We start from the raw sequence: 22,212 nt of genomic DNA on the forward strand, positions 1-22,212 counted from the left end.
CAATAGTAGGATGAGGGGGATAATAAGTGATTTCTTCTGTGAAAAAGATTTCCAAAATTCTGAATTGTTTCACCAATGATGAACCGGCATTAGGCAATAATGAAATTGCCGAAAGACTAGGAATGAATCAAAGTACTGTCCATCATTTAGTGCGTACCCTATGTGAAGAAGGAATGCTGATTCAAGATAGCCGAAAAAAATACCGATTAGGTTGGAAGCTATTAGAATGGAGCAATCATGTTATGTATCAGCAGGATATATATAGTGAGGCAACGCCATTCTGTGAGAATCTAATACGAAAATTTCACGGTACTGTCCATATTGGAATGTTCGATTCAGGAGAAGTACGATTCGTTTTAAAGGTGAAATCAAAAACATCGCTTCCCGTACCCACATATGTCGGGGCAACGAAACCTGCTTATTGTACGAGTACGGGGAAGATTTTATTGGCTTATAACCCTTCGCTGATTAAACCTACGATTGCTAAGGGCCTTTTACAACGTGCACCAAATACAATTACCTGTATTTCAAAATTGAAAGAAGAGTTAAAGCAAATAAAATCCCAAGGATTTGCGATTAGCAATAATGAAAATGAACTAGGGCTATATGGTATAGCGGCACCTATTCGGTCATATACGGGTCAAACGATTGCTGCGCTTAATATGGTTGGACCGATCACATATATGAATGGCAGTAATCGCAATGAAATGATTAGAAGTGTGGTAAATACAGCTGAAAAAATTTCAAAAGATATCGGCTATATAAGCAGTGTATTGTAACAACTACAATCATTCAGGAGGTAATGAAATGACTACTCAATCAAAATCTTTCTTAAAAACACGGGTATTGGATTTATTGAAAACAATTGAAGAAAATAAAGATTTATTGAAGCCGCCAGTGAATAATAAAGTGCTTTGGGAAGACTCTGAATTTATTGCCATGTTACTTGGAGGTCCCAATAAACGTCGTGATTTCCATGTGGATCCTTCTGATGAATTCTTCTATCAAATTAAAGGCAACGCATACGTAGAGTGCATTAATGATGAAGGAAAACGAGAAGTTGTAACTGTAGGAGAAGGTGAGATATTTATGCTGCCGGCAAATATACCACACTCTCCTCATAGAGTAGCAGATTCCTATGGAATTGTTTTAGAAAGAAAAAGGGACCAGGGAGAACTTGAAAGCTTTGTATGGTTCTGTGATAAATGTGACCATGAAATGCACCGGGCGACTGTTCAACTGACGAATATTGAAACACAGGTGAAAGAAGCGATAGAACATTTTAATTCAAGTGAAGATCTGCGTATATGTGAAAATTGTGGTTATAAAATGCCTCCTGAAGCTGAGGAATGGAAATGAGAGTAGATTTTCATACCCATATCATTCCGAAGGACCTCCCGGATTTTGCTGATAAATATGGAGGGAAATGGCCGGTTCTTCATCAAACATGTGCGTGTGGAGCTAATATTTTAGTAGAAGGAAAGATATTTAGAGAAGTGACTGATCAAGTGTGGAGTCCAAAAAAGAGAATACAGGATATGGATAGAGAAGGTGTAGACATTCAGGTACTTTCTCCCATTCCCGTCACATTCTCTTACTGGGCAAATAAGGACGCAGCACTTGAAATGGCACGGATTCAAAATGACTTTATTTCAAAAACCGTTCAAGAGCATCCCTCCCGTTTTGTAGGATTAGGGACTGTTCCCATGCAGGATGCAGCAACAGCAGTAGCTGAAATGGATCGTTGCATGAATGAATTAAATTTATACGGAATTGAGATAGGTACAAATGTAAATGGCGAAAATTTAGATGCACCTGAATTCCTTGAATTTTTTGAGATGGCCGAGAAATGGAATGTACCTTTATTTATTCATCCGTGGGAGACGATGGCTAAGGATCGAACACCTCGACATAACTTTATGTATACCATCGGAATGCCGAGTGAGACAGCTCTTGCCGCTGCCAGTCTTGTTTGGAGTGGTGTGATAGAGAAATTTCCTAATTTGAAAATTTGTTTTGCCCATGGTGGAGGATCGTTCCCGTACATTTTACCAAGACTGGATCAAGGGTGGAAAGTATGGCCGCAATTACGATTAACAACGCATCCACCAAGTCATTATGTGAAAAATTTTTATTTTGACTCCTTAAACTATGATTCTTTAAATGTGAACTATCTAATTGATCGATTTGGTCATGAGAAAGTAATGATGGGGTCAGATTATCCATTTTTATTAAGAGAGATTCCACCAGGAAGAGTAATAGATGGAATGAACGAATTAACAGACGTTCAAAGACGAATGATCTTAGGTGAAAATGCGTTGAGATTCTTAAATATAAAGGAGTTAAAATCTGACTATGGAACAAAAACTAATGACACCAGAGGAGAAACTTCAAAGTCTGGGACTTAAGACTTCTCCTGTACGCCCTGTTGTGGGGAATTATGTTAGTAGAGTTCGTGTTGGCAACCTGATTTTCACTTCTGGTCAAGGGGTCGATGAGTATCATGGAAAGATTGGCAGGGAATTTGATGTACAGGAGGGTTATCTGGCTGCCCGTCAATCCATGATGAATCTATTAAACGTGTTGAAGGATGAACTTGGAGAACTTTCAAGAGTCAAGAGAATCGTGAAAATATTAGGATTTGTCAATTGTACAGATAATTTTACGGATCAGCCAAAAGTAATGAATGGTGCGTCTGATTTATTAGTAGAGGTTTTTGGTGAAAAAGGTAAGCACGCCAGGTCAGCTGTGGGGATGGCACAATTACCTGGAGGAACTGCCATTGAAATTGAAATGATTGTAGAAATTGAAGACCCATTAACTTAAATGAAGTGGAAAAAGGTGACATGTTGTTTGTCACCTTTTTTCAAAAATAATAACGTGTGAATAGTAGCAGGGGGGACTTTCAGTGCATTTAAAAGAAAAATCCAATCAGAAAGTTAGACCAATAGATTGCAGACATTTCATTAATGGTGATTATAGAGATTCATTTGATATGAAAACATTCGAAAATATTAATCCCGCTACAGAGGAAAAAATCGGAAACGTTTCAGAAGGCGGGAAGAAGGAAGTAGATGAAGCTGTAAAAGCAGCGAAAACCGCTTTAAAGGGACCTTGGAAAACCTTCACTTCAAGCCAACGTTCTGCCGTTTTAAGACGTATTGGCGACCTGATTCTTGAACGTAAAGAAGAATTAGCTGCACTTGAATCCATGGATACGGGAAAACCTTATCAAATGGCACTTGAAATTGATATTCCAAGAGCTGCCTATAACTTTCATTTCTTTGCAGACTACTTGACCTCTATGGGAACAGAGGCATATCAGCAAGATCAACAAGCCCTTCATTACTCCATTCGCCGGCCAGTTGGGGTAGTGGGAATGATCAATCCTTGGAATCTGCCATTATTACTTCTTACATGGAAGATGGCACCTTGCCTTGCAGCTGGAAATACAGCAGTTATGAAGCCTGCTGAGTGGACTCCCATGACAGCTACAGTACTGGCAGAAATATGTAAAGAAGCTGGAGTACCAGACGGAGTAGTAAATCTAGTTCATGGTTTTGGACCTGGCTCAGCAGGGGCTGCCATTACCGAACATCCTGACGTTGATGCTGTTACGTTCACAGGGGAAACCAAGACAGGAACCGCAATTATGAAAGCCGCTGCCCCATCTTTAAAAAAACTATCATATGAACTAGGTGGGAAAAACCCTAACATCATTTTTGCAGATTCCGACTTGGATGAAGTGATCGAGACGACACTTAAATCAAGTTTTATGAATCAAGGGGAAGTATGTCTGTGTGGTTCCAGAATTTATGTTGAAAGTTCGGTGTATGAATCCTTTTTAGAAAAGTTCGTTGCCAGAACAAAAGAGCTTATTGTAGGTGATCCTTTCCGTGATGAAACCAAAGTTGGCGCAGTAATTAGTAAAGAACACTATAATCGAGTGTTGGGCTACATACAATCAGCCAGAGATGAAGGGGGAACCATCCTTGCCGGGGGAGGTCGTTCTCAGGAAGAAGACAAAGGGTATTTTATCATGCCGACGATCATAGTTGGTCTTGATAAAGATGCAACATGTGTTCGTGAAGAAATATTTGGGCCTGTGGTGACTGTACTTCCTTTTGAAACGGAAGAGGAAGTCATTGAACAAGCAAACGATACTCATTATGGATTAGGGACGACGATTTGGACAAATGATTTACGAAGAGCCCATCGAGTAGCTCACCAAATAGAAGCAGGAATTATTTGGGTGAACACCTGGTATTTGCGAGATCTGCGCACTCCATTTGGGGGTATGAAACAAAGCGGTATAGGCAGAGAGGGTGGCATGCATAGTTTCGAATTTTATAGTGAGCTTTCCAATATCACGATTAAATTATAGGAAAGGTGAGCTGTCCATGTTTGAGAAAACAATAAGCGAAGAAATCAAGACCTTTTCAAATCATCTAATAGAAGCTGAGAGAAATAGAGAGGGAAGTAAACCTTTAACAGAATTAAAGCCATCGATCACGATTCAAGAAGCCTATCACATCCAACTAAAAACGATCGCCAGGAAAGTCGAAACGGGTGCGACCGTAGTGGGCAAAAAAATTGGCCTCACTTCCATCGCCATGCAGGAACTACTTGGTGTCGATGAACCAGATTATGGACACCTTCTTGATGAAATGGCCATTGAGAACAACGGAACAGTGTTGAAGCCACAAGTTCTTCAACCAAGAGTGGAGGGGGAAATCGCCTTTGTCCTTAAAGAAGAGTTACGAGGTCCTAACGTAACTGCAGATGATGTATTGAAGGCTACAGATTATGTATTACCTGCATTAGAAATTGTGGATAGCAGAATTACAGATTGGAAGATTAAATTAGAAGATACGATTGCCGATAATGCTTCATCAGGATTATTTGTATTAGGGGATCGACCAGTTTCAATAGAGGATGTCAATTTAAAAGAAGTAGGGATGAATTTCTATCGTAATGGTGAACTGATGAATACGGGGAAGGGTTCAGCAGCACTGGGAGATCCAGCATATTGTGTAGCGTGGCTTGCCAATAAACTTCATGAGTTTAATTTGACACTGGAACCTGGGGAGTTGATCTTATCAGGTGCTTTATCAGCAGCAGTATACGCACATCCAGGTGATGATTTCTCTGCTGTGTTTGATGGTCTGGGAAAGGTTTCATGTACGTTTGAAAGGTAAGGAGGAAAAGAAATGAAAACGAAAGTTGCTATAATCGGGTCTGGGAATATAGGTACAGATTTAATGAAGAAATTGCTTCGTTCAGATGTATTGGAAATAACGGCAATGATTGGTATTGACTCAAATTCAGAAGGATTAAGAATGGCACAGGAACATGGTCTTTCAACATTTTCGAAGGGGTTGGATGGATTCTTAGAAAGACATGAATTGGCAGATGTATTATTTGATGCAACATCTGCAAAAGCACATCATCACCATGCTGAAGTATTAAAAAATCTCGGTAAAAAGGTGATTGATCTTACCCCTGCTGCTATCGGTCCCTTTGTTGTTCCACCTGTAAACTTACACGAGCATTTACATGAACAAAATGTAAATATGATCACATGTGGAGGGCAAGCGACCATTCCCATCGTGCACAGTATAAATTCAGTGACTGAAGTGGAGTATGCAGAAATTGTTGCCACAATATCCAGTAGAAGTGCGGGTCCTGGCACAAGAGCTAATATTGATGAATTTACAGTTACAACAACTAAAGGTCTTGAAGTGATTGGAGGAGCTGAAAATGGAAAAGCGATTATCATTCTTAATCCAGCTGAACCTCCAATCTTAATGAGGGACACGGTTTATTGTTTAGTAAAAGGAAATGTAAATCAAAAAGAGATTACTCAATCTATCAAAAACATGGTACAGAGAGTGAGTGAATATGTTCCTGGATACCGCCTTCGAACAGATCCTATTTTTGAAGACAATAAAGTGACGGTTTTCCTTGAAGTGGAGGGCTCTGGTGACTACTTACCGAGTTATGCCGGAAACCTGGATATCATGACTTCGTCTGCAGTGAAAGTAGGGGAAGAACTAGCTAAATATGTAATGACTCAGCAGGCATAAAATTCACCTCGAGTAAATGAGAAAGGAGAATGAGTGTGACAAATAGGGATATTACTGTGACAGAGGTAGCTTTAAGAGACGGCAGTCATGCTATCGGTCACAGCTATACAGTAGATCAAGTAATAAATGTAGCAAAAGGCTTAGATGAAGCAAACGTTCCTTATATTGAAGTCTCGCATGGAGATGGTTTAGGGGGTTCCTCCCTGCAGTACGGGCTTTCAAAGACAAATGAATTTGATTTGATATCAGCTGCTGTTTCGGTATGCAGACAAGCAAAGATAGGGGTTTTGCTCCTACCGGGAATAGGAACGGTTAAAGAATTGAAAAAGGCAGAGCAAGCAGGAGCAAGGCTCGCTCGTATTGCTACCCATGTGACAGAAGCTGATGTGTCAAAGCAACATATCCAAACGGCAAAAGAATTGGGTATGGAAACGGTCGGTTTCTTGATGATGGCTCACATGGCACCCATGGAAAAATTGGTACAGCAGGCGAAATTAATGGAAAGCTATGGAGCGGATACCATTTATATTGTAGATTCTGCAGGGGCCATGCTTCCTCATGAAGTAAGGGAAAGAGTGAAAGTATTAAAGCAAAGCCTCCATTCAAATATTGGATTTCATGCACATAATAATCTTTCACTGGCGATGGCCAATACTCTTACAGCAATAGAGGAAGGAGCAACCTGGGTCGATGGGAGTGTCCGGTGTTTAGGTGCAGGTGCTGGAAATACCCAAACAGAAGTATTGATCTCGATACTGGATCGCATGAACATTGAGACTGGAATCGATCATTATAAAATGATGGATTTGGCAGAGGATATTGTAGCCCCCATTCTAGAAAAACCACAAGAAATTACAAAAGGTAGTTTAATTCTGGGCTATGCAGGTGTCTATTCGAGTTTCTTACTCCATGCACAAAAAGCGGCCAGGAAATTCAATGTTGATCCAAGAGATATTTTAGTGGAATTAGGTAGACGGGGGGTCGTTGGAGGACAAGAAGATATGATTGTCGACGTTGCCAGCGAATTATCAAAGAAAGCTACTGTATTGTAGAAAGGAGATAAAAATGGAAACTAAAACACAAAACTTAAAAAAATTAGCGGAAAACATAGATTTTCATCAGGTAAAAGGAATTGAGATGGATAAGATTACACTGGCTTATCCCAACTTAACGGTTGAGGAATCCTATGAAATTCAGAAATTATGGGAACAATGTGCCCTTCAAAGGGGAGATCATAAAATTGGGTGGAAAATGGGTTTAACGAGTGTTGCTAAACAACAATCGGTTGGTGTGAATGAACCAATTTATGGGAGACTAACTCGATCAATGGAGCTCAATCAAGACTCTCTCTCTCTTCAAGGCTTGATCCATCCCAGAGTTGAACCGGAAATTGCATTTGTAATGAAGAAAGCTTTAAAGGGAAGCAACCTGACACCTCGGGATGTTTGGAGTGCTACAGAATTTATCATGCCTTCAGTGGAAGTTATTGATAGCCGATATAAAAATTTCTCTTTTACATTAGTGGATGTAGTGGCAGATAATGCTTCTTCTTCTCGTTTTATACTGAGTGATCAAGCATATTCCCCTTTGAACCATTCACTTGAAAATCTGGAAGTTTCCATGTTTAGAAATGGAGAAGAAGTTCAATCTGGTCAAGGGTCTGCTGTTTTAGGGCACCCGGTCAAATCCATTATTGAATTAGCCAAAATGTTGGATCGAGATGGTCTGGGCATTGAAGCAGGGATGGTTATTTTAACGGGAGGAATAACTGAAGCGATCAATATCTATGATGGTGACTCTTTGAAGGTTGATTTTGGTCCCCTTGGATTCATTGGTTTTAATGTGTGTAAAGGGAAGGATGAATAAGGGTGCCGATTGCTTATCTTCATATTCTCGAAGGCAGGAGTCCCGAAGTAAAAGAAGAGCTTGTAAAATCTCTGACTCAGTCTATTTGTGAATGTTTAAAAACAAACCCGGAACAAGTAAGAATTTTAATAAATGAAGTTCCAAAGGGGAATTGGGCAGTTGGTGGAACGTTGAAAGAATAGTAAGTATTTAAGGTTATTATTTATTGGAGGTGCTAATGGTGCAAACACTTCATGGTCAGTCATTAACATTGCCTCAGTCGATCATAACAATTGGGGCCTTTGACGGTGTACACAAAGGACATCAATCTGTGATTACTCATGTCGTACATGAAAGCAAAAAAAGAAGTATTCCAAGTGTAGTATATACTTTTGATCCACCACCTCGCGCTTATTTCCAAGGTGCTAAAATGCTTACCACCTTGGATGAGAAGTTGGAACGTATAGAGTCTCTGGGTGTTGATTATGCCGTTATAGCCAGTTTCAATAAAGAGTACCTAAAACAATCATCTTCCCAATTTATAAACATTCTAATGAGTTTCCACCCGGAAGAAATATTTGTTGGGAACGATTTTAGATTTGGTAATGGTAGAAAAGGCAATGTGGAAACGCTCAGGAAATCTTTTAATGTAAGCACAATGAATCCTGTTTGTTGCGAGCAAGGATCAATAATTTCCTCAACTAGAATCAGAAAGCTTATCGAGCAAGGTGAACATTTCGAAGCTAGTAATCTGTTAGGGTTACATCTGCAACTTTAGAGAATGCATTCATTGGATTTTCAATAATTGAAAACGCTTTAATAATGAATGAGGGGGAAATAAAAGTGAAAAGTAAGAAAAAATGGGGATTAAACTTGTTGAGTCTTCTTCTTGTATTAGGTGTATTGGGTGCTTGCGGTTCTGGAGATTCAGAAAAAAGCAGTGGAACTGATGATAATAAGGGAAAAACGTATAGCTTTAAATTAGCTCATATTACACCACCGAGTCATATGTGGCATAAAGGGGCAGAAAAATTTAAAGAAGAGCTGGAAAAGAGATCAGAAGGTCGTATGAAAGTGGAAATTTATCCATCAAGTCAGTTAGGAACGGAAGCAGATATGGTAGAGCAAATCGCTGCTGGCTCAGTTGATTTTGGTTTAATAACAGCTGCATATATGAGCTCAAGGGAACCTTCATTTGCTGCGTGGTTTACTCCTTATGCCTTTGAAGATTTAAATGCGGCGAATGAAGCAAGAGATTCAGGGATAGCAAAGAATATTCTCAATACGATAGATAAGCAAGGTCTAGTTGGCCTGGACTATTTATTCGCCGGCCAACGAGTGATGTTGTTTAAAGATAAAGAAGTGAAGAACCCATCAGATATGGAGGGGTTAAAACTGCGTGTTACACCTAGTCCACCAATGCAGGATTTCTATCAATTCTCCGGTGCTTCTACTGAGGGGCTCCCATTACCGGAAGTATATTCTGCCGTTCAAACAGGTGTAATTGATGGAATGGACATGGACTTGGATGCAGCCATCACCAATAAATATCATGAGGTAGTTAAATATGGAGCGGTGACTAATCACATGGTTTGGCCTGCAGTGGCCATGATGAATAAAGGAACATTCGAAGGACTGTCTGAAGAAGACCAACAAATTGTCCGTGAATCCATGGCGGCAGCCGCAGATTTCGCAGCAACTACAAGAGCTGGACAAGAAGAAGAATTCAAACAAACCCTAAAAGATGAAGGTATGAAAATCTACGAACTTGATTCTGAAGTTTTTAAAGAACAGATGAAGCAGTTTGATGAGAAATATGGTCCGACAGATCCACTTATTCAAGAGTTTATTGATACCTTCCGTAAATAATAGATTAGCAATAGGGGGTCAAAATCATGAAAACGATAAGTAACGGCATTTCTACTATAGAAAAGATACTGTCAATGATCCTGATGTTTTCGATGGCCGTTATCGTAACGTTAGCAGTCGGTTTTCGTTATATCCTTAATTCCCCATTATCATGGGCAGGAGAAGTGTCTATTTTTCTGCTGATTTGGATTAGTTTTATAGGGGGGAGCTTGGGGCTGAAGTATAAGTCCCAAGCCTCCGTCACAATCTTATTAGAATATGTCTCTTCAAAAGTTAAAAGGATCATTCTTATTTTAGGGCATATGATTATGCTCGTTTTTCTCGTTCTCTTAATCTATTACAGCATTAGTTGGATTTTATCACCTAGTGTTGCTTATCAAAAATCCACAGCCATGTTAATACCAATGTGGATTCCCTATTCAGCAGTACCATTGGGTCTTTCATTTGCCGGTATCCATGTATTATCTAACCTCTTTGATTTGGTAAAGGAGGGGAAATAATTGACAATATTAGTGGTCTTTTGTTTCTTTATACTCCTCTTTATGTCTGTACCTATCTCCCTTGTGCTGGGAATCACAACCGTACTCTATTTTCTAGTAGTAGGAAACGTAACACTTCTGTCCTCTACTCCCATGAGACTATACTCAGGTTTGGATAATTTTGGTTTGCTGGCCATTCCTTTATTTATGCTGGCTGGAGAGTTAATGAATGGTGGTGGTATTACTACAAGGTTAGTAAAGTTTGCAAGAGTCTTAATCGGTCATGTTAGAGGCGGACTCGCGTATGTCACGATTATTGCTAACATGTTTTTAGCTTCCATACTGGGATCAGCTAATGCTCAGGCTGCCATGATGAGTAAAGTAATGGTTCCCGAAATGGAAAAAGAAGGTTACGACAGAGAGTTTTCGTCAGCATTAACATTAGCCTCTTCCATAGTAGCTCCAATCATTCCGCCCAGCATGATCTTTATCATCTATGGAACTCTATCTGGTACTTCCATTGGCGGTTTGTTCATGGCCGGAATCATTCCGGGTATCATGTATGGAATAGGTTTTATCAGCTTAATCGCCTTCCTTGGATATAAATATAATTTTAAGAAGTCGACCAGAGCCTCTGCGAAAGAAATTATGACGAGTTCATTAAGTGTTCTCCCGGCATTACTTGTTCCATTCATTATTATATTTGGAATATTAAGTGGAGCATTTACAGCTACGGAATCTGCTGCCATCGCCTCGCTGGTAGCCTTTATTGTAGGAATGCTTTTCTATAGGGAATTAAAGTGGAGAAAAATCCCTGGTATTTTAGTGAATACAGTGACGGCAACAGCAACGGTTACTTTTTTAATTGCAATGGCCAATATCTTTGGCTGGATGATTGCATTTGAACAAATCCCACAAGCGATCGTAACTCAAATGACATCCTTATCAGATAACCCATTTGTTTTCCTGTTATTGGTGAATATACTACTGCTATTACTGGGTGCTGTACTGGATGGGATAGCAGCGTTAATCATATTAGTACCTGTTTTTATGCCTCTGATCACGGCATTTGAAATCGATCCGATTCATTTTGGAGTCATCATTTGTATTAATCTCACCATAGGTCTTCTCACACCTCCTGTAGGGACAGGTCTATTCATTGTTTCCTCGATAGCAGATGTTAAATTTGAAAGACTGGTAAAGGCAACCATGCCATTTCTCATGATGGGGATATTCATCTTATTTATCATTACCTATTGGGAAGGGGCAGTGATGTGGATACCGAATAAGCTTGGACTATAGGTTACAAAATGTTATGAGATCTGTTTACTCGTGTGACTCGAGCCAACTTTCCGTGATCATACAGATTATCTGTTCAGACACGTTTCCAATGCGATTTTTGCACAATAAGAAAATGGAAGAGCCGTCCAAATTGGGCGGCTTTTTTTCTACAAGATACTTGTATTAATACTATTCTTTATATAGAATATATTTTGAATACTTTTAATAGTTTGATGAATGACCATTCATTCAGTTTATCTGAAAAGGGGAGGGATACAATTGAATATCGCAACACGGTTAGACCAAATCGCTCAAGAGAAAGCAGATAAAACAGCTTATCATTTCTTAAATACCTCCAGTACATACGGGGAATTAAATGCAGCTGTATCGACATTTGCAAGCGGCTTAGAGCAATTGGGTCTGAAAAAAGGGGATCACATCGCGCTTGTATTAGGGAATTCACCACATTTCGTCATTGGATTATATGGGGCATTACGAATGGGGTTAAAGGTGATACCGATCAATCCGATCTACACACCGGATGAAATTGGCTACATTCTGAAAAATGGTGACGTGAAAGCAATCGTCACACTGGATTTGCTTGTACCATTAATCGAAAAGATGCAGCATCTTTTATCTGATGTGGAGCATTTCATCATTTGTGAATCAGGGGATGAACGAGCGGAGGATATCGATTTAGAGAAAATCTCGCTTGCATATCCTAAAATGAAATCGTTTACAGGTGTTCTCGGAAAAGGGGATCCTGCGTTTAAGGGGGAGGAAGTGGATGAAAATGAGGTAGCCATCATCCTTTACACCTCCGGAACGACGGGGAAACCGAAAGGCGCCATGCTGACGCACAAAAATATTTATTCCAATGCAACCGATGTTGGCGGCTATTTACGAATGAATGAAGATGATCGCGTCGTAACAGCTCTGCCAATGTTCCACGTATTCTGTTTGACAGTGGTATTGAATGCTCCATTGATGACAGGGGCGACCCTTTTAATCGTTCCGCGCTTCAGTCCAAAAGCCATTTTTGAACTGTCGAAGGCCTATCAGCCAACCGTATTTGCTGGCGTACCAACTATGTACAACTTCCTGTTCCAGTATCCCGAAGGAAATCCAGAAGACTTATCATCTCTCCGTCTCTGTATTTCAGGTGGCGCTTCCCTTCCGGTGGCCCTCTTGAAAAACTTTGAAAAGAAATTCAACGTCATGGTTTCTGAAGGTTATGGCCTATCCGAAGCATCACCTGTGACATGTTTCAATCCGCTGGATCGACCGAGAAAACCAGGCTCCATCGGAACTTCGATTATGAACCTGGAGAATAAAGTTGTCGATGAACTGGGTGAAGAAGTACCAGTCGGACAAGTTGGCGAACTGATTGTCAAAGGCCCGAATGTCATGAAGGGCTATTACAAAATGGAAGAAGAAACGGCGGCAACGATCCGAGACGGCTGGTTATACACAGGTGACCTTGCCCGGATGGATGAAGAAGGCTACTTCTATATTGTGGACCGTAAGAAAGAACTGATCATCGTCGGGGGGTACAATGTCTACCCACGCGAGGTTGAAGAAGTGCTATACAACCATCCTGGAATTGTGGAAGCAGCGGTCATCGGTGTCCCTCATCCGGAACTGGGTGAAGCCGTCACCAGCTATATTGTGAAAAGTGATTCATCCTTAACGGACCAGGACGTACTGGAGTATTGTAAAGAGCATCTTGCCAAGTACAAGATGCCAGCATCGATTGAGTTCATTGATGAGCTGCCGAAGAATACAACAGGAAAGATTTTAAGAAGGGCGCTGAAGGAACAAGTCCTTCAATCATAAAAAAAGAAGATGTTCAGTGGATCACTGAGCATCTTTTTGCGTTCAATTCAGCTTTTTACCATCCAACAAACACATCTCCATTATGGGTAGCGGTGACATTTCGTTTATGCACCTACCAGAGAGGTGTTTGGCACAATTAAAAAATGAAAGGGTTTTCTCGGTTTGTGTCGAATCATATATAAGAAGGAAACACTTAAAAAAAGGGGGAACAAATATGGAATCGATCTTATTACAACAAAAAGGCAACGTCGCCACCGTCAGCATCAACCGACCGGAGGCAATGAACGCCTTTAATTACGATACATTGAACGAACTTCAGCAGGTAGTCGAAGCACTCCGCATCAACCCGGACGTCAGAGTCGTTATCTTCACAGGAAGCGGAGAAAAAGCCTTTTCGGTTGGAGCTGATCTCAAAGAACGCAAAACCCTGACCGAACAACAAGTCATCCGCAACGTCTACAAAATCGGCGAAGTCTTCCAATCCGTCGCCACCCTCCCACAACCAACCATCGCCGCCATGAACGGCTACGCATTCGGCGGAGGAATGGAGCTGGCACTGGCATGCGACTTCAGAATCGCTGTAGCAGGAACCACAATGGGACTGACCGAAACGAGCCTGGCCATCATCCCGGGAGCAGGAGGAACCCAGCGCCTTCCACGATTAGTAGGGGAATCCAAAGCACTGGAGCTTATTCTGACGGCTAAGCGATTAACTTCAGCAGAAGCGTTTGACATCGGACTGGTTACAAGAGTAGTAGAAAAAGAGAATTTCTTGGGTGAAGTCCAATCATTCGTGGAACCTATGCTGGCTAATGGCCCGATTGCCCTGCAGCAAGCTAAGTTTGCCGTGAAGAATGGTATGAATGTAGACCTGCAGACCGGATTACAGATTGAGAGAAAAGCATATGAGATTACAATTCCTACTGAAGATCGTGTGGAAGCATTGTTGGCGTTTAGTCAAAAGCGAAAGCCGGAGTTTAAGGGGAAGTGATATAGGTTGGATGAAAAGAACTCTTCTTTAGGGGTTCTTTTTGTTTGGACAGGCATATGAATCATTGACCTAAGTTCATTTCTAACAGGAGGATCCGACTCGGAGCCTCTTTTTTATATGCCCCTTTTTAAACACCGAAAATCATGTAAAATAAAGAATCATACTAAAAAAACACTGGAGTGACTCCTGTGAAGAAGAAACAACTTAAACTAAGTACCATCATCATTCTCTTCGTGTGTATCGTTGTCCTGGTATCACTTTTGATTACCGACTTGCTTATTTCAAGGACGATTAATGACAACATTGAGTCTAATATTGAAGAAAAGGCGAAAATCGTTTCCCGGACGGTCGCGCATTCCACGATTGTGAAGAGCGGTTTAGAAGGGGAAAGTGCAGATCGAATTCAGGAATACACCCAAGATATCCAGAAATCCGCAGAGGTTCTGTTTGTAGTGGTCATGGATATGGAAGGGATACGTCAATCTCACCCTGATCCCGACCGTATCGGCAAACATTTTGTCGGCGGGGATGAGAAAGATGTGCTCCTGGGGAAGGAAACATTGTCTATTTCAGAGGGGACTTTGGGCAAATCCGTCAGGGCATTTTCTCCTGTCTTTAACGATGAAAATAAACAGATAGGGGCTGTCGCAGTAGGGATTTCCCTGGGTAGCGTGGAGGAAGCATTGAGCATGAGTCACCGGAATATTTTAGTGGGATCCATGATCGGGATTATTGTTGGAATCATTGGGGCGATTATTATAGCCAGATACATAAAGAAAATTTTATTTGGATTGGAGCCGATTACAATTGCGAAAATATTGGAAGAGCGAAATACGATGCTCCAGTCGGTACATGAGGGGGTAGTGGCTGTCAATAAAGATACGTCCATCTCATTAGTGAATAAATCTGCTCTCAAAATATTTAATAAAGCGGGACTAAGCTCGAATCCGATTGGAATGCCCATCAAAGAATACATGCCACACACCAGGTTGGAAAGAGTCATCGCAACGGGAAAACCTGAGCTTGATGAGGAGCAAACGATCAATGGGGTATCGATCCTGGTAAACCGTGTTCCGTTAATCGTCAATGATGAAGTAGTCGGAGCAATCTCTACCTTCCGTGATAAAACGGAAGTGAATCAATTAGCTGAGCAGTTAACGGGTGTAAAATCGTATGCGGAAGCGCTCCGTGCCCAGTCGCATGAATTTATGAATAAGATGCATGTGATTCTGGGATTGGTGAAGATGAAGGATTATAATCATTTAAATCGCTACGTGAAAGAGCTTGTTTCCTTAAGGGTTGATGAAGTGAGCACGGTGACGTCGAAAGTGAAGGATCCTGCTTTGGCTGGTTTTATCATGGGGAAACTGAGCTATGCGAGGGAAAAGAACGTTGCATTGACCATTGAATGTCACGACTTTATCCCGGAACCCAAAGATCCTACTGTTACACATGAACTGATTACCGTGATCGGAAACCTATTGGATAATAGTGTTGAAGCAACGACAAATAGTGATGAAAAGGAAGTGCTGATGGAGCTATTCTATGAGGACGAGCAATTTGAAATGGTCGTGACGGATACAGGAGAAGGAATGGCGGATGAAATGTTAGAGAATATCTTTACCAAAGGATACTCTTCTAAAGGAGAAGGAAGAGGATACGGTCTCTTCTTAGTGAAAGATAGTCTCCGTAAACTGAATGGAACCCTGCACCTTGAATCAAAGGTGGGCTCGGGATCGACGATGATTGTTCAAGCTTCATATAAGGAGGGTAAGAAGAGTGATTAATGTATTGATCGTGGAAGATGATCCGATGGTGGCCAGGTTTAATCAAAGGTATCTGGAAGAAATCAAAGGGTTTCATTTAATCGGGATTTCGAATTCAATTGAAGATGCCATGGTGAAAGTAAATGAGTATAAGATTGACCTGATTTTACTGGATGTTTATATGCCTGGGAAACACACGGGGATGGATTTATTAGAGCAAATACGGAAGGAACAGCGGGAAACAGATGTCATACTTATAACAGCGGCATCAGAAGTCGATAATATTCAGAGCGCCCTTCGTATGGGGGTAGTGGACTATTTGATCAAGCCTTTTGAATTTGAACGGTTTAAAAAAGCATTGACGTCTTACCGGGAGAGTAATCGAATGCTTCAAAAGCAATCTACCATCGATCAGAGCGAATTGGATTTACTTTTACTTAGGGATGTTCAAGAAGCCGGGGATAAGGTACCTCTACCGAAAGGATTGACGAGCAGTACATTATCATCTATTTACGACAAGATTGTGAGTTTAGAAGGACAATCGTTTTCAACAGATGATATCGCAGACGTGACGTCCATTTCACGGGTGTCGATCAGAAAGTACCTCAGGTTTCTGAAAGATATCGGCGTGGTGGATGAAACCCTGATCTACGGTATCGGAAGGCCTGTCTATCAATATAGATGGAACAAACTGAATAGCTCACGAATTCAAAGCTATTTGTAAGCAGCCCATCCGGCTGCTTTTTTTAATTTCAAAAGTCAAACAATAGTTTCATAATCTATGAAAGGATAAAGCGTTTTCATATGATGGGTATACATTGTAAGCGATTACGTTAGGAGCGATTGGATGACTCGAAAGAATTTAAAGGAAGAAGCTTTATCCATACATGAATCCCATGCAGGGAAAATTGAAGTGGTCAGTAAGATTGATATTTCATCTGAAGAAGATCTCAGTCTTGTCTATACACCTGGTGTCGCCGATGTATGTAAGACGATAGCCGAGGATCCCCGACAGGCCAATACGCTGACATCGAAAGGAAACATGGTGGCCATCATCACAGACGGTACAGCTGTATTGGGTCTTGGTGATATCGGTCCGGAAGCCGCGATCCCGGTCATGGAAGGAAAAAGCATGTTGTTTAAGAAGTTCGCCGGTATAGATGCCTTCCCTCTTAGTCTGGATACGAAGGATGTAGATGAAATCGTCACGATCATTAAAGCCTTGTCCCCTTCTTTTGGAGGGATAAATCTGGAGGACATTTCAGCGCCGCGCTGCTTTGAAATTGAAAAACGGTTAAAGAAAGAGTTGGATATTCCGGTATTCCATGATGACCAGCATGGTACAGCCATTGTCGTCCTAGGCGCATTAGTAAATGCGCTGAAGGTCGTAAACAAATCATATAAGAAAGTGAAAATTGTCATCAATGGGGCGGGGGCAGCCGGAATCGCGATTGCGGAACTCCTTTTATTTGCAGGTTATGAAGATATTACTCTCGTAAGTTTAGAAGGTGTCCTGTGCAAAGGGGAGAAATGGATGAATACTACCCAAGAGGATATTTCTTCACGCACGAACCTGTTAGGGGTACGCGGTGAATTATCGGATGCGATAAAAGGGGCAGATGTATTTATCGGTGTATCGGGACCTGGAGCCCTCAAGAAAGAGTATATTAAAATGATGAATGAGCAGCCGATTGTGTTTGCCATGGCCAATCCGATACCTGAAATTTATCCGGAGGAAGCATTGGAAGCTGGCGCAGCAGTAGTGGGGACGGGGAGATCGGATTATCCGAACCAGGTCAATAATCTTCTCGCTTTCCCTGGTATATTCAGGGGTGCCCTGGATGCGAAAGCAAAGGACATTACAATGGAAATGAAACTGGCTGCTTCCTATGCCATAGCCGATGTGATCAGCTCTTCTGAATTGAACCCTCAATATATTATTCCGAAGGCGCTTGATTCCCGTGTGGCAGAAAAAGTAGGGGAATCCGTGCGAAAGATTGCATGTAAGAAAAGCAAGGCAAACAGTTCAGTTTCGTAATTATTAAAACGACAAAGGGGATGAACAAGATGGGACAAGCAGCAACAACACTCTCATATGAAAATGAGAAGACAAAAGAAAATGTGACTCTTACGGAAAATCGATCGCTTCAGATCTTTAATATGCCGATCCTTTGGTTCCTGGTCTTTACGGGAATCACGTTAGCTAGCTTGTATACAGGGAACCTTCCAGGGGGCATGATCGGAAGCCTTCTCGTCATGATGGTCCTCGGTGAATTATTTGGATGGATAGGAGACCGTACGCCGATCGTGAAAACATTCCTTGGCGGGGGTGCCATCATTGCAATCTTTGGATCTGCTTTTATGGTTTACTCAGGTTTACTTCCGGAAGCCACCGTCACGTCCATGACCGACTTCATGAAATCAGGCGGATTTTTGAATTTCTATATTGCTGCATTAATTACGGGAAGTATCTTAGGAATGAATTCAAAGGTATTGGTTAAAGTGGGACTTCGCTATTTCCTTCCGATTTTCGGAGCGGTAGCGGGAGCCGTGATTGTTGCCGGGATTTTTGGATCTCTTGTTGGCTTTACGCTGCAAGAGGCTGTGCTTGTTATTACGATGCCGATCATGGGTGGTGGAATGGGAGCGGGAGCCGTTCCCATGAGCCAAATCTATTCAGAGATGATGGGGAATGATCCGAGCTATTATATTTCAATGCTCGTGCCGGCACTGGCATTAGGGAATGTATTTGCCATCATTTTAGCATCGGTTCTTGATATTATTGGAAAAAAAGTACCGTCCCTAAGTGGAAACGGTCAGCTTATGAAAGGTTTTACCTACGAAAAAACAAAGCAGAAGTATAATATTGAAAAGATGGGGGTAGGCTTACTCGCTGCCCTGACATTCTTCACTGTTGGAACATTACTGGGATCCGTTCTTCCCCTTCATCCATACGCCATCATGATCATTCTTGTGGCTGCAGCGAAGATTTCAAACATGATTCCTCAAAACGTCGTAGAGGGAGCCAGTCAGTGGTATCAATTTGTTGCAAGCAACTGGACGTTCGCTTTATTATTTGGGATCGGTGTCGCGTACACCGACTTAGATACTGTTCTTGCAGCGTTGACACTTCAATATATCTTGACCGTATTCGGAGTCGTTTTAGGTGCGATCATCGGAGCGGCGATCCTTGGGAAAGTGGTTGGATTTTACCCGATTGAAGCAGCGATCACCGCAGGACTATGCATGGCGAATATGGGAGGAACAGGGGATGTTGCCGTGTTGTCAGCATCGAAACGAATGGAGCTTATGCCTTTCGCTCAAATCTCTTCCCGATTAGGCGGCGCATTGATCCTGCTGTTAGCCGGATTAATTATCCCTCTGTTGTAAATATGGTACACTTAGGCTTGACTCTACCAGTCAAGCCTATCTTTCATTTTAATAGATTGTGGTGACGTAAATGGACGTAATATTGATTGTACTGCCTGCATTACTGGTCTTTGCTGTTGGATATATCGGCCAAAAGAAACTTGGTTTCGAGATCAATTCGATTTCGAAGATGGCTATTTACTTAATGTATCCGTTTCTTGCATTCAAGACCTTTCACGAGAATGAACTGAATTTGGATTATCTTTATATTTTTCTCTTTTGTATCGCGCTTTGTGCGATTTTGATTGTTTCTATTAAAATAGTGGCTAAGTTTAGAAACTATTCAAAACCGAAAGTGTCGGCCATGATTCTATCCGGGGTATTCATGAACAGCGGCAACTATGGAGTACCGATCATCCTATTCGCTTTCGGTGAGCTCGGTTTTCGCTATGCGGTCATTATGATGGTTATACAGTCATTTCTTATGAATACAATCGGTCTCTATTATGCTGTCAGTGGCAGTGATAAAAAGAGGGAAACGAGCGAAATCTGGATGAAGATCGTCAAGATGCCCATTCTGCATGGTGCTTTTCTTGGATTGGGCTTTCAATTGTTTCATCTTGATGTGCCGGTGTTTATGAGTCAGACCATTGATCTGATTTCCCAGGCAACGATTCCTACGATTATGGTGGTGTTAGGGATGCAATTAGCGACATTGGGAGGGAAGAAGGTGGAAAGAGGTGCCCTTTCCTTTATTGTGATCACGAGAATGGTAGCTTCACCCATCATAGCTATGGTCGTCGTGTCTTTCCTGCCTATTTCTACCATGTTGGGATCGATTCTCATTATTTTGGCAAGCATGCCGACTGCTGCTAATACTACTATGTTTTCATTGCAGTTCAATACAGAACCTGATTTAGTGTCGACAAGTACACTTGTCACTACACTTATGAGCATTGTGACGATCCCGATTATGTTGGCTCTTGTATCCTTATAGAAGCGTAAGGCTGGGACAAAACTAAAATGCCTCGATTTAAAGACGAACAATAGAAAGTGTAGGTTCTTAATGCCGCTAATGATTTCCGTGCAAGACTACGCTTTCCGCGGGTAGCCCGCGAGCCTCCTCGGCAAGCCTGCGGGATCTCACATAAGCTACTTTTCCCGCAGGAGTCTTCTCCTTGCACTCCAATCAACCGCTGGAAACAGCTAAAATCAAATGTACCGAAATAAATAATAAACCCGAACAATTCTGCCTTCTAGGAAGCAGACTTGTTCGGGTTTTATTTAGACTAAAACACTTTTGTCCCTCTTTTTAAATAGAAGAAAGTAAGTGGAAGTCTATCTTTTTGACAACTGCCTTCGAATCTATTACTATTGTAAAATAAATTCCAACCAATTCAATAAGATTAAGGAGGATTATTTATGGCTGGCTATGTTCAACCGATTAATGAACAAAAGGGCCCAGAGAAAGCGAGTATCGAATTGAACCCACCACAGACATCTTTAGTGGCTGGCGGTTTAATCGTTACAGTGATTCTTGGGCTTTATTTACTCTTTACACAAGACGTTGCCCAAACCGTGTTACTTGTGCTAGGGCTGCTATTAGGATATACATTATTTCATGCACGATTCGGATTCACTTCTGCTTTTCGCAGAGTGATGTCTGTAGGGAACGGGCAGGCACTGCGGGCACATATGGTGATGCTTGCCGTTGCCGTAACGCTGTTTGCTCCGATCCTTGCGACAGGGTACACATTCTTTGGGGGTGAAGCGGCAGGTTATGTATCACCCGTAGGTTTCAGCCTACTCGTTGGTGCTTTCCTGTTCGGAATTGGCATGCAGCTTGGAGGAGGCTGTGCTTCAGGTACCCTTTACGCAATCGGCGGCGGTCGCTCTGTTATGTTTATCACATTACTATTCTTTATTGTCGGTGCCACAGTCGGAGCCTATCATCTTCCATTTTGGACAGAGGAATTGCCGTCCTTTAAACCTATTTCATTAGCGACCTCTACCGGATTAGGTTATTTTGGGGCATGGGTCGTTTCGATTTTATTCTTTGGCTTCATTGCGTGGATTACACTGCGGGTGGAGAAGAAGAAAAACCCTCCCCGCATGGCGACACTTCCAACGGGAAAAGGATGGAAACGGATTTTACGTGGATCTTGGCCCCTTATGGCAGCAGCGATTGTATTGGCTGTGTTAAATGCTCTTACTCTCATGACACGAGGGAATCCTTGGGGAATCACTTCTGCCTTTGCTCTATGGGGATCAAAGATTGCCGGAATGTTCGGGGTCGACGTCGCAAGCTGGGGCTACTGGACAGGAGCCAATGCTGAAGTTCTTCAAGCATCGATCTTTGCTGATTCCACAACGGTCTTAAACTTCGGTGTCATCCTTGGAGCATTTCTTGCATCTGCTGCAGGAGGCCTGTTCCGTTTTAATAAAATCACTGGGAAAAATGCCATGGCGTCCGTCGTTGGTGGGCTGCTGATGGGATATGGTGCCCGTTTAGCATTCGGATGTAACATAGGGGCTTACTTCGGAGGGATTGCGTCCTTCAGTCTTCACGGTTATATTTGGGGGATCCTTGCCCTTGGGGGTACGTTCCTGGCACTTTATCTTCGTCCGATGTTCGGATTGTCAGTGCCGAAACCGAAGGATACATTTTGCTAGCTGGATAGTTTGAAAAA

General features: G+C 41.8%; 22 protein-coding genes. All 22 read left to right on the forward strand.

Annotation, left to right across the window (positions count from 1 at the left end; genetic code table 11):
• The first annotated feature begins 26 nt into the window (after positions 1 to 26).
• The 22 genes from ACYH0O_RS08215 to ACYH0O_RS08320 all read left to right on the forward strand — a co-directional run bounded on the left by ACYH0O_RS08215 (position 27) and on the right by ACYH0O_RS08320 (position 22,195).
• Positions 27 to 779 (forward strand): IclR family transcriptional regulator, encoded by a 753-nt coding sequence (locus ACYH0O_RS08215; RefSeq protein ID WP_149155116.1) that lies wholly within the window; start codon positions 27 to 29, stop codon positions 777 to 779.
• 28 nt (positions 780 to 807) lie between these two features.
• A complete protein-coding gene (locus ACYH0O_RS08220; RefSeq protein ID WP_149155117.1) occupies positions 808 to 1,359 on the forward strand; it encodes a 3-hydroxyanthranilate 3,4-dioxygenase in 552 nt (183 codons plus the stop codon).
• The gene (locus tag ACYH0O_RS08225) at positions 1,350 to 2,408 is read left to right on the forward strand and encodes an amidohydrolase family protein (RefSeq protein ID WP_482631907.1); all 1,059 of its coding nucleotides are present in this window, start codon (positions 1,350 to 1,352) and stop codon (positions 2,406 to 2,408) included. The genes ACYH0O_RS08220 and ACYH0O_RS08225 overlap by 10 nt, the downstream gene beginning before the upstream one ends.
• The gene (locus tag ACYH0O_RS08230) at positions 2,356 to 2,826 is read left to right on the forward strand and encodes a RidA family protein (protein ID WP_149155119.1); all 471 of its coding nucleotides are present in this window, start codon (positions 2,356 to 2,358) and stop codon (positions 2,824 to 2,826) included. The genes ACYH0O_RS08225 and ACYH0O_RS08230 overlap by 53 nt, the downstream gene beginning before the upstream one ends.
• A gap of 82 nt (positions 2,827 to 2,908) precedes the next feature.
• Positions 2,909 to 4,384, forward strand: a complete 1,476-nt coding sequence (locus ACYH0O_RS08235; protein ID WP_482631908.1) for an aldehyde dehydrogenase — start codon at positions 2,909 to 2,911, stop codon at positions 4,382 to 4,384.
• A 16-nt stretch (positions 4,385 to 4,400) separates the two neighbouring features.
• Complete coding sequence (locus ACYH0O_RS08240) at positions 4,401 to 5,198, forward strand: 2-keto-4-pentenoate hydratase (protein WP_482631909.1); 798 nt, start codon at positions 4,401 to 4,403, stop codon at positions 5,196 to 5,198.
• Positions 5,199 to 5,210: 12 nt separating this feature from the next.
• A complete protein-coding gene (locus tag ACYH0O_RS08245; protein ID WP_482631910.1) occupies positions 5,211 to 6,086 on the forward strand; it encodes an acetaldehyde dehydrogenase (acetylating) in 876 nt (291 codons plus the stop codon).
• A gap of 29 nt (positions 6,087 to 6,115) precedes the next feature.
• A complete protein-coding gene (gene dmpG, locus ACYH0O_RS08250; protein ID WP_482631911.1) occupies positions 6,116 to 7,138 on the forward strand; it encodes a 4-hydroxy-2-oxovalerate aldolase in 1,023 nt (340 codons plus the stop codon).
• A 13-nt stretch (positions 7,139 to 7,151) separates the two neighbouring features.
• Positions 7,152 to 7,952 (forward strand): 2-keto-4-pentenoate hydratase, encoded by an 801-nt coding sequence (locus ACYH0O_RS08255; RefSeq protein ID WP_482631912.1) that lies wholly within the window; start codon positions 7,152 to 7,154, stop codon positions 7,950 to 7,952.
• Between the two features lie 2 nt (positions 7,953 to 7,954).
• Positions 7,955 to 8,134: a tautomerase family protein gene (locus tag ACYH0O_RS08260; protein WP_149155124.1), complete on the forward strand. Its 180-nt coding sequence runs from the start codon at positions 7,955 to 7,957 to the stop codon at positions 8,132 to 8,134.
• 35 nt (positions 8,135 to 8,169) lie between these two features.
• Positions 8,170 to 8,709, forward strand: a complete 540-nt coding sequence (locus tag ACYH0O_RS08265; RefSeq protein ID WP_482631913.1) for an FAD synthetase — start codon at positions 8,170 to 8,172, stop codon at positions 8,707 to 8,709.
• A gap of 65 nt (positions 8,710 to 8,774) precedes the next feature.
• The gene (locus ACYH0O_RS08270) at positions 8,775 to 9,800 is read left to right on the forward strand and encodes a TRAP transporter substrate-binding protein (protein WP_482631914.1); all 1,026 of its coding nucleotides are present in this window, start codon (positions 8,775 to 8,777) and stop codon (positions 9,798 to 9,800) included.
• Positions 9,801 to 9,826: 26 nt separating this feature from the next.
• Positions 9,827 to 10,300, forward strand: coding sequence for a TRAP transporter small permease (locus ACYH0O_RS08275; protein ID WP_482631915.1), 474 nt, complete (start codon positions 9,827 to 9,829; stop codon positions 10,298 to 10,300).
• Positions 10,301 to 11,581 carry a TRAP transporter large permease gene (locus tag ACYH0O_RS08280; protein ID WP_428973599.1) on the forward strand — a complete coding sequence of 427 codons (1,281 nt, stop codon included), beginning with the start codon at positions 10,301 to 10,303 and terminating at the stop codon, positions 11,579 to 11,581. It begins immediately after the preceding gene.
• A 258-nt stretch (positions 11,582 to 11,839) separates the two neighbouring features.
• The gene (locus tag ACYH0O_RS08285; protein WP_482631916.1) at positions 11,840 to 13,396 is read left to right on the forward strand and encodes a fatty acid--CoA ligase family protein; all 1,557 of its coding nucleotides are present in this window, start codon (positions 11,840 to 11,842) and stop codon (positions 13,394 to 13,396) included.
• 214 nt (positions 13,397 to 13,610) lie between these two features.
• Complete coding sequence (locus ACYH0O_RS08290; RefSeq protein WP_482631917.1) at positions 13,611 to 14,387, forward strand: enoyl-CoA hydratase-related protein; 777 nt, start codon at positions 13,611 to 13,613, stop codon at positions 14,385 to 14,387.
• 188 nt (positions 14,388 to 14,575) lie between these two features.
• On the forward strand, positions 14,576 to 16,174 hold the full coding sequence (gene dcuS, locus ACYH0O_RS08295) for a DcuS/MalK family sensor histidine kinase (RefSeq protein WP_482631918.1): 1,599 nt from the start codon (positions 14,576 to 14,578) through the stop codon (positions 16,172 to 16,174).
• Positions 16,167 to 16,877, forward strand: coding sequence for a response regulator (locus tag ACYH0O_RS08300; protein ID WP_482631919.1), 711 nt, complete (start codon positions 16,167 to 16,169; stop codon positions 16,875 to 16,877). The genes dcuS and ACYH0O_RS08300 overlap by 8 nt, the downstream gene beginning before the upstream one ends.
• A gap of 123 nt (positions 16,878 to 17,000) precedes the next feature.
• Positions 17,001 to 18,191: an NAD(P)-dependent malic enzyme gene (locus ACYH0O_RS08305; RefSeq protein WP_482631920.1), complete on the forward strand. Its 1,191-nt coding sequence runs from the start codon at positions 17,001 to 17,003 to the stop codon at positions 18,189 to 18,191.
• Positions 18,192 to 18,220: 29 nt separating this feature from the next.
• Positions 18,221 to 19,543: a 2-hydroxycarboxylate transporter family protein gene (locus tag ACYH0O_RS08310; RefSeq protein ID WP_482631921.1), complete on the forward strand. Its 1,323-nt coding sequence runs from the start codon at positions 18,221 to 18,223 to the stop codon at positions 19,541 to 19,543.
• Between the two features lie 70 nt (positions 19,544 to 19,613).
• Positions 19,614 to 20,519: an AEC family transporter gene (locus ACYH0O_RS08315; RefSeq protein ID WP_482631922.1), complete on the forward strand. Its 906-nt coding sequence runs from the start codon at positions 19,614 to 19,616 to the stop codon at positions 20,517 to 20,519.
• A 425-nt stretch (positions 20,520 to 20,944) separates the two neighbouring features.
• The gene (locus ACYH0O_RS08320) at positions 20,945 to 22,195 is read left to right on the forward strand and encodes a YeeE/YedE family protein (protein ID WP_482631923.1); all 1,251 of its coding nucleotides are present in this window, start codon (positions 20,945 to 20,947) and stop codon (positions 22,193 to 22,195) included.
• Positions 22,196 to 22,212: the final 17 nt, after the last annotated feature.

This window comes from Rossellomorea sp. H136 (assembly GCF_056838065.1).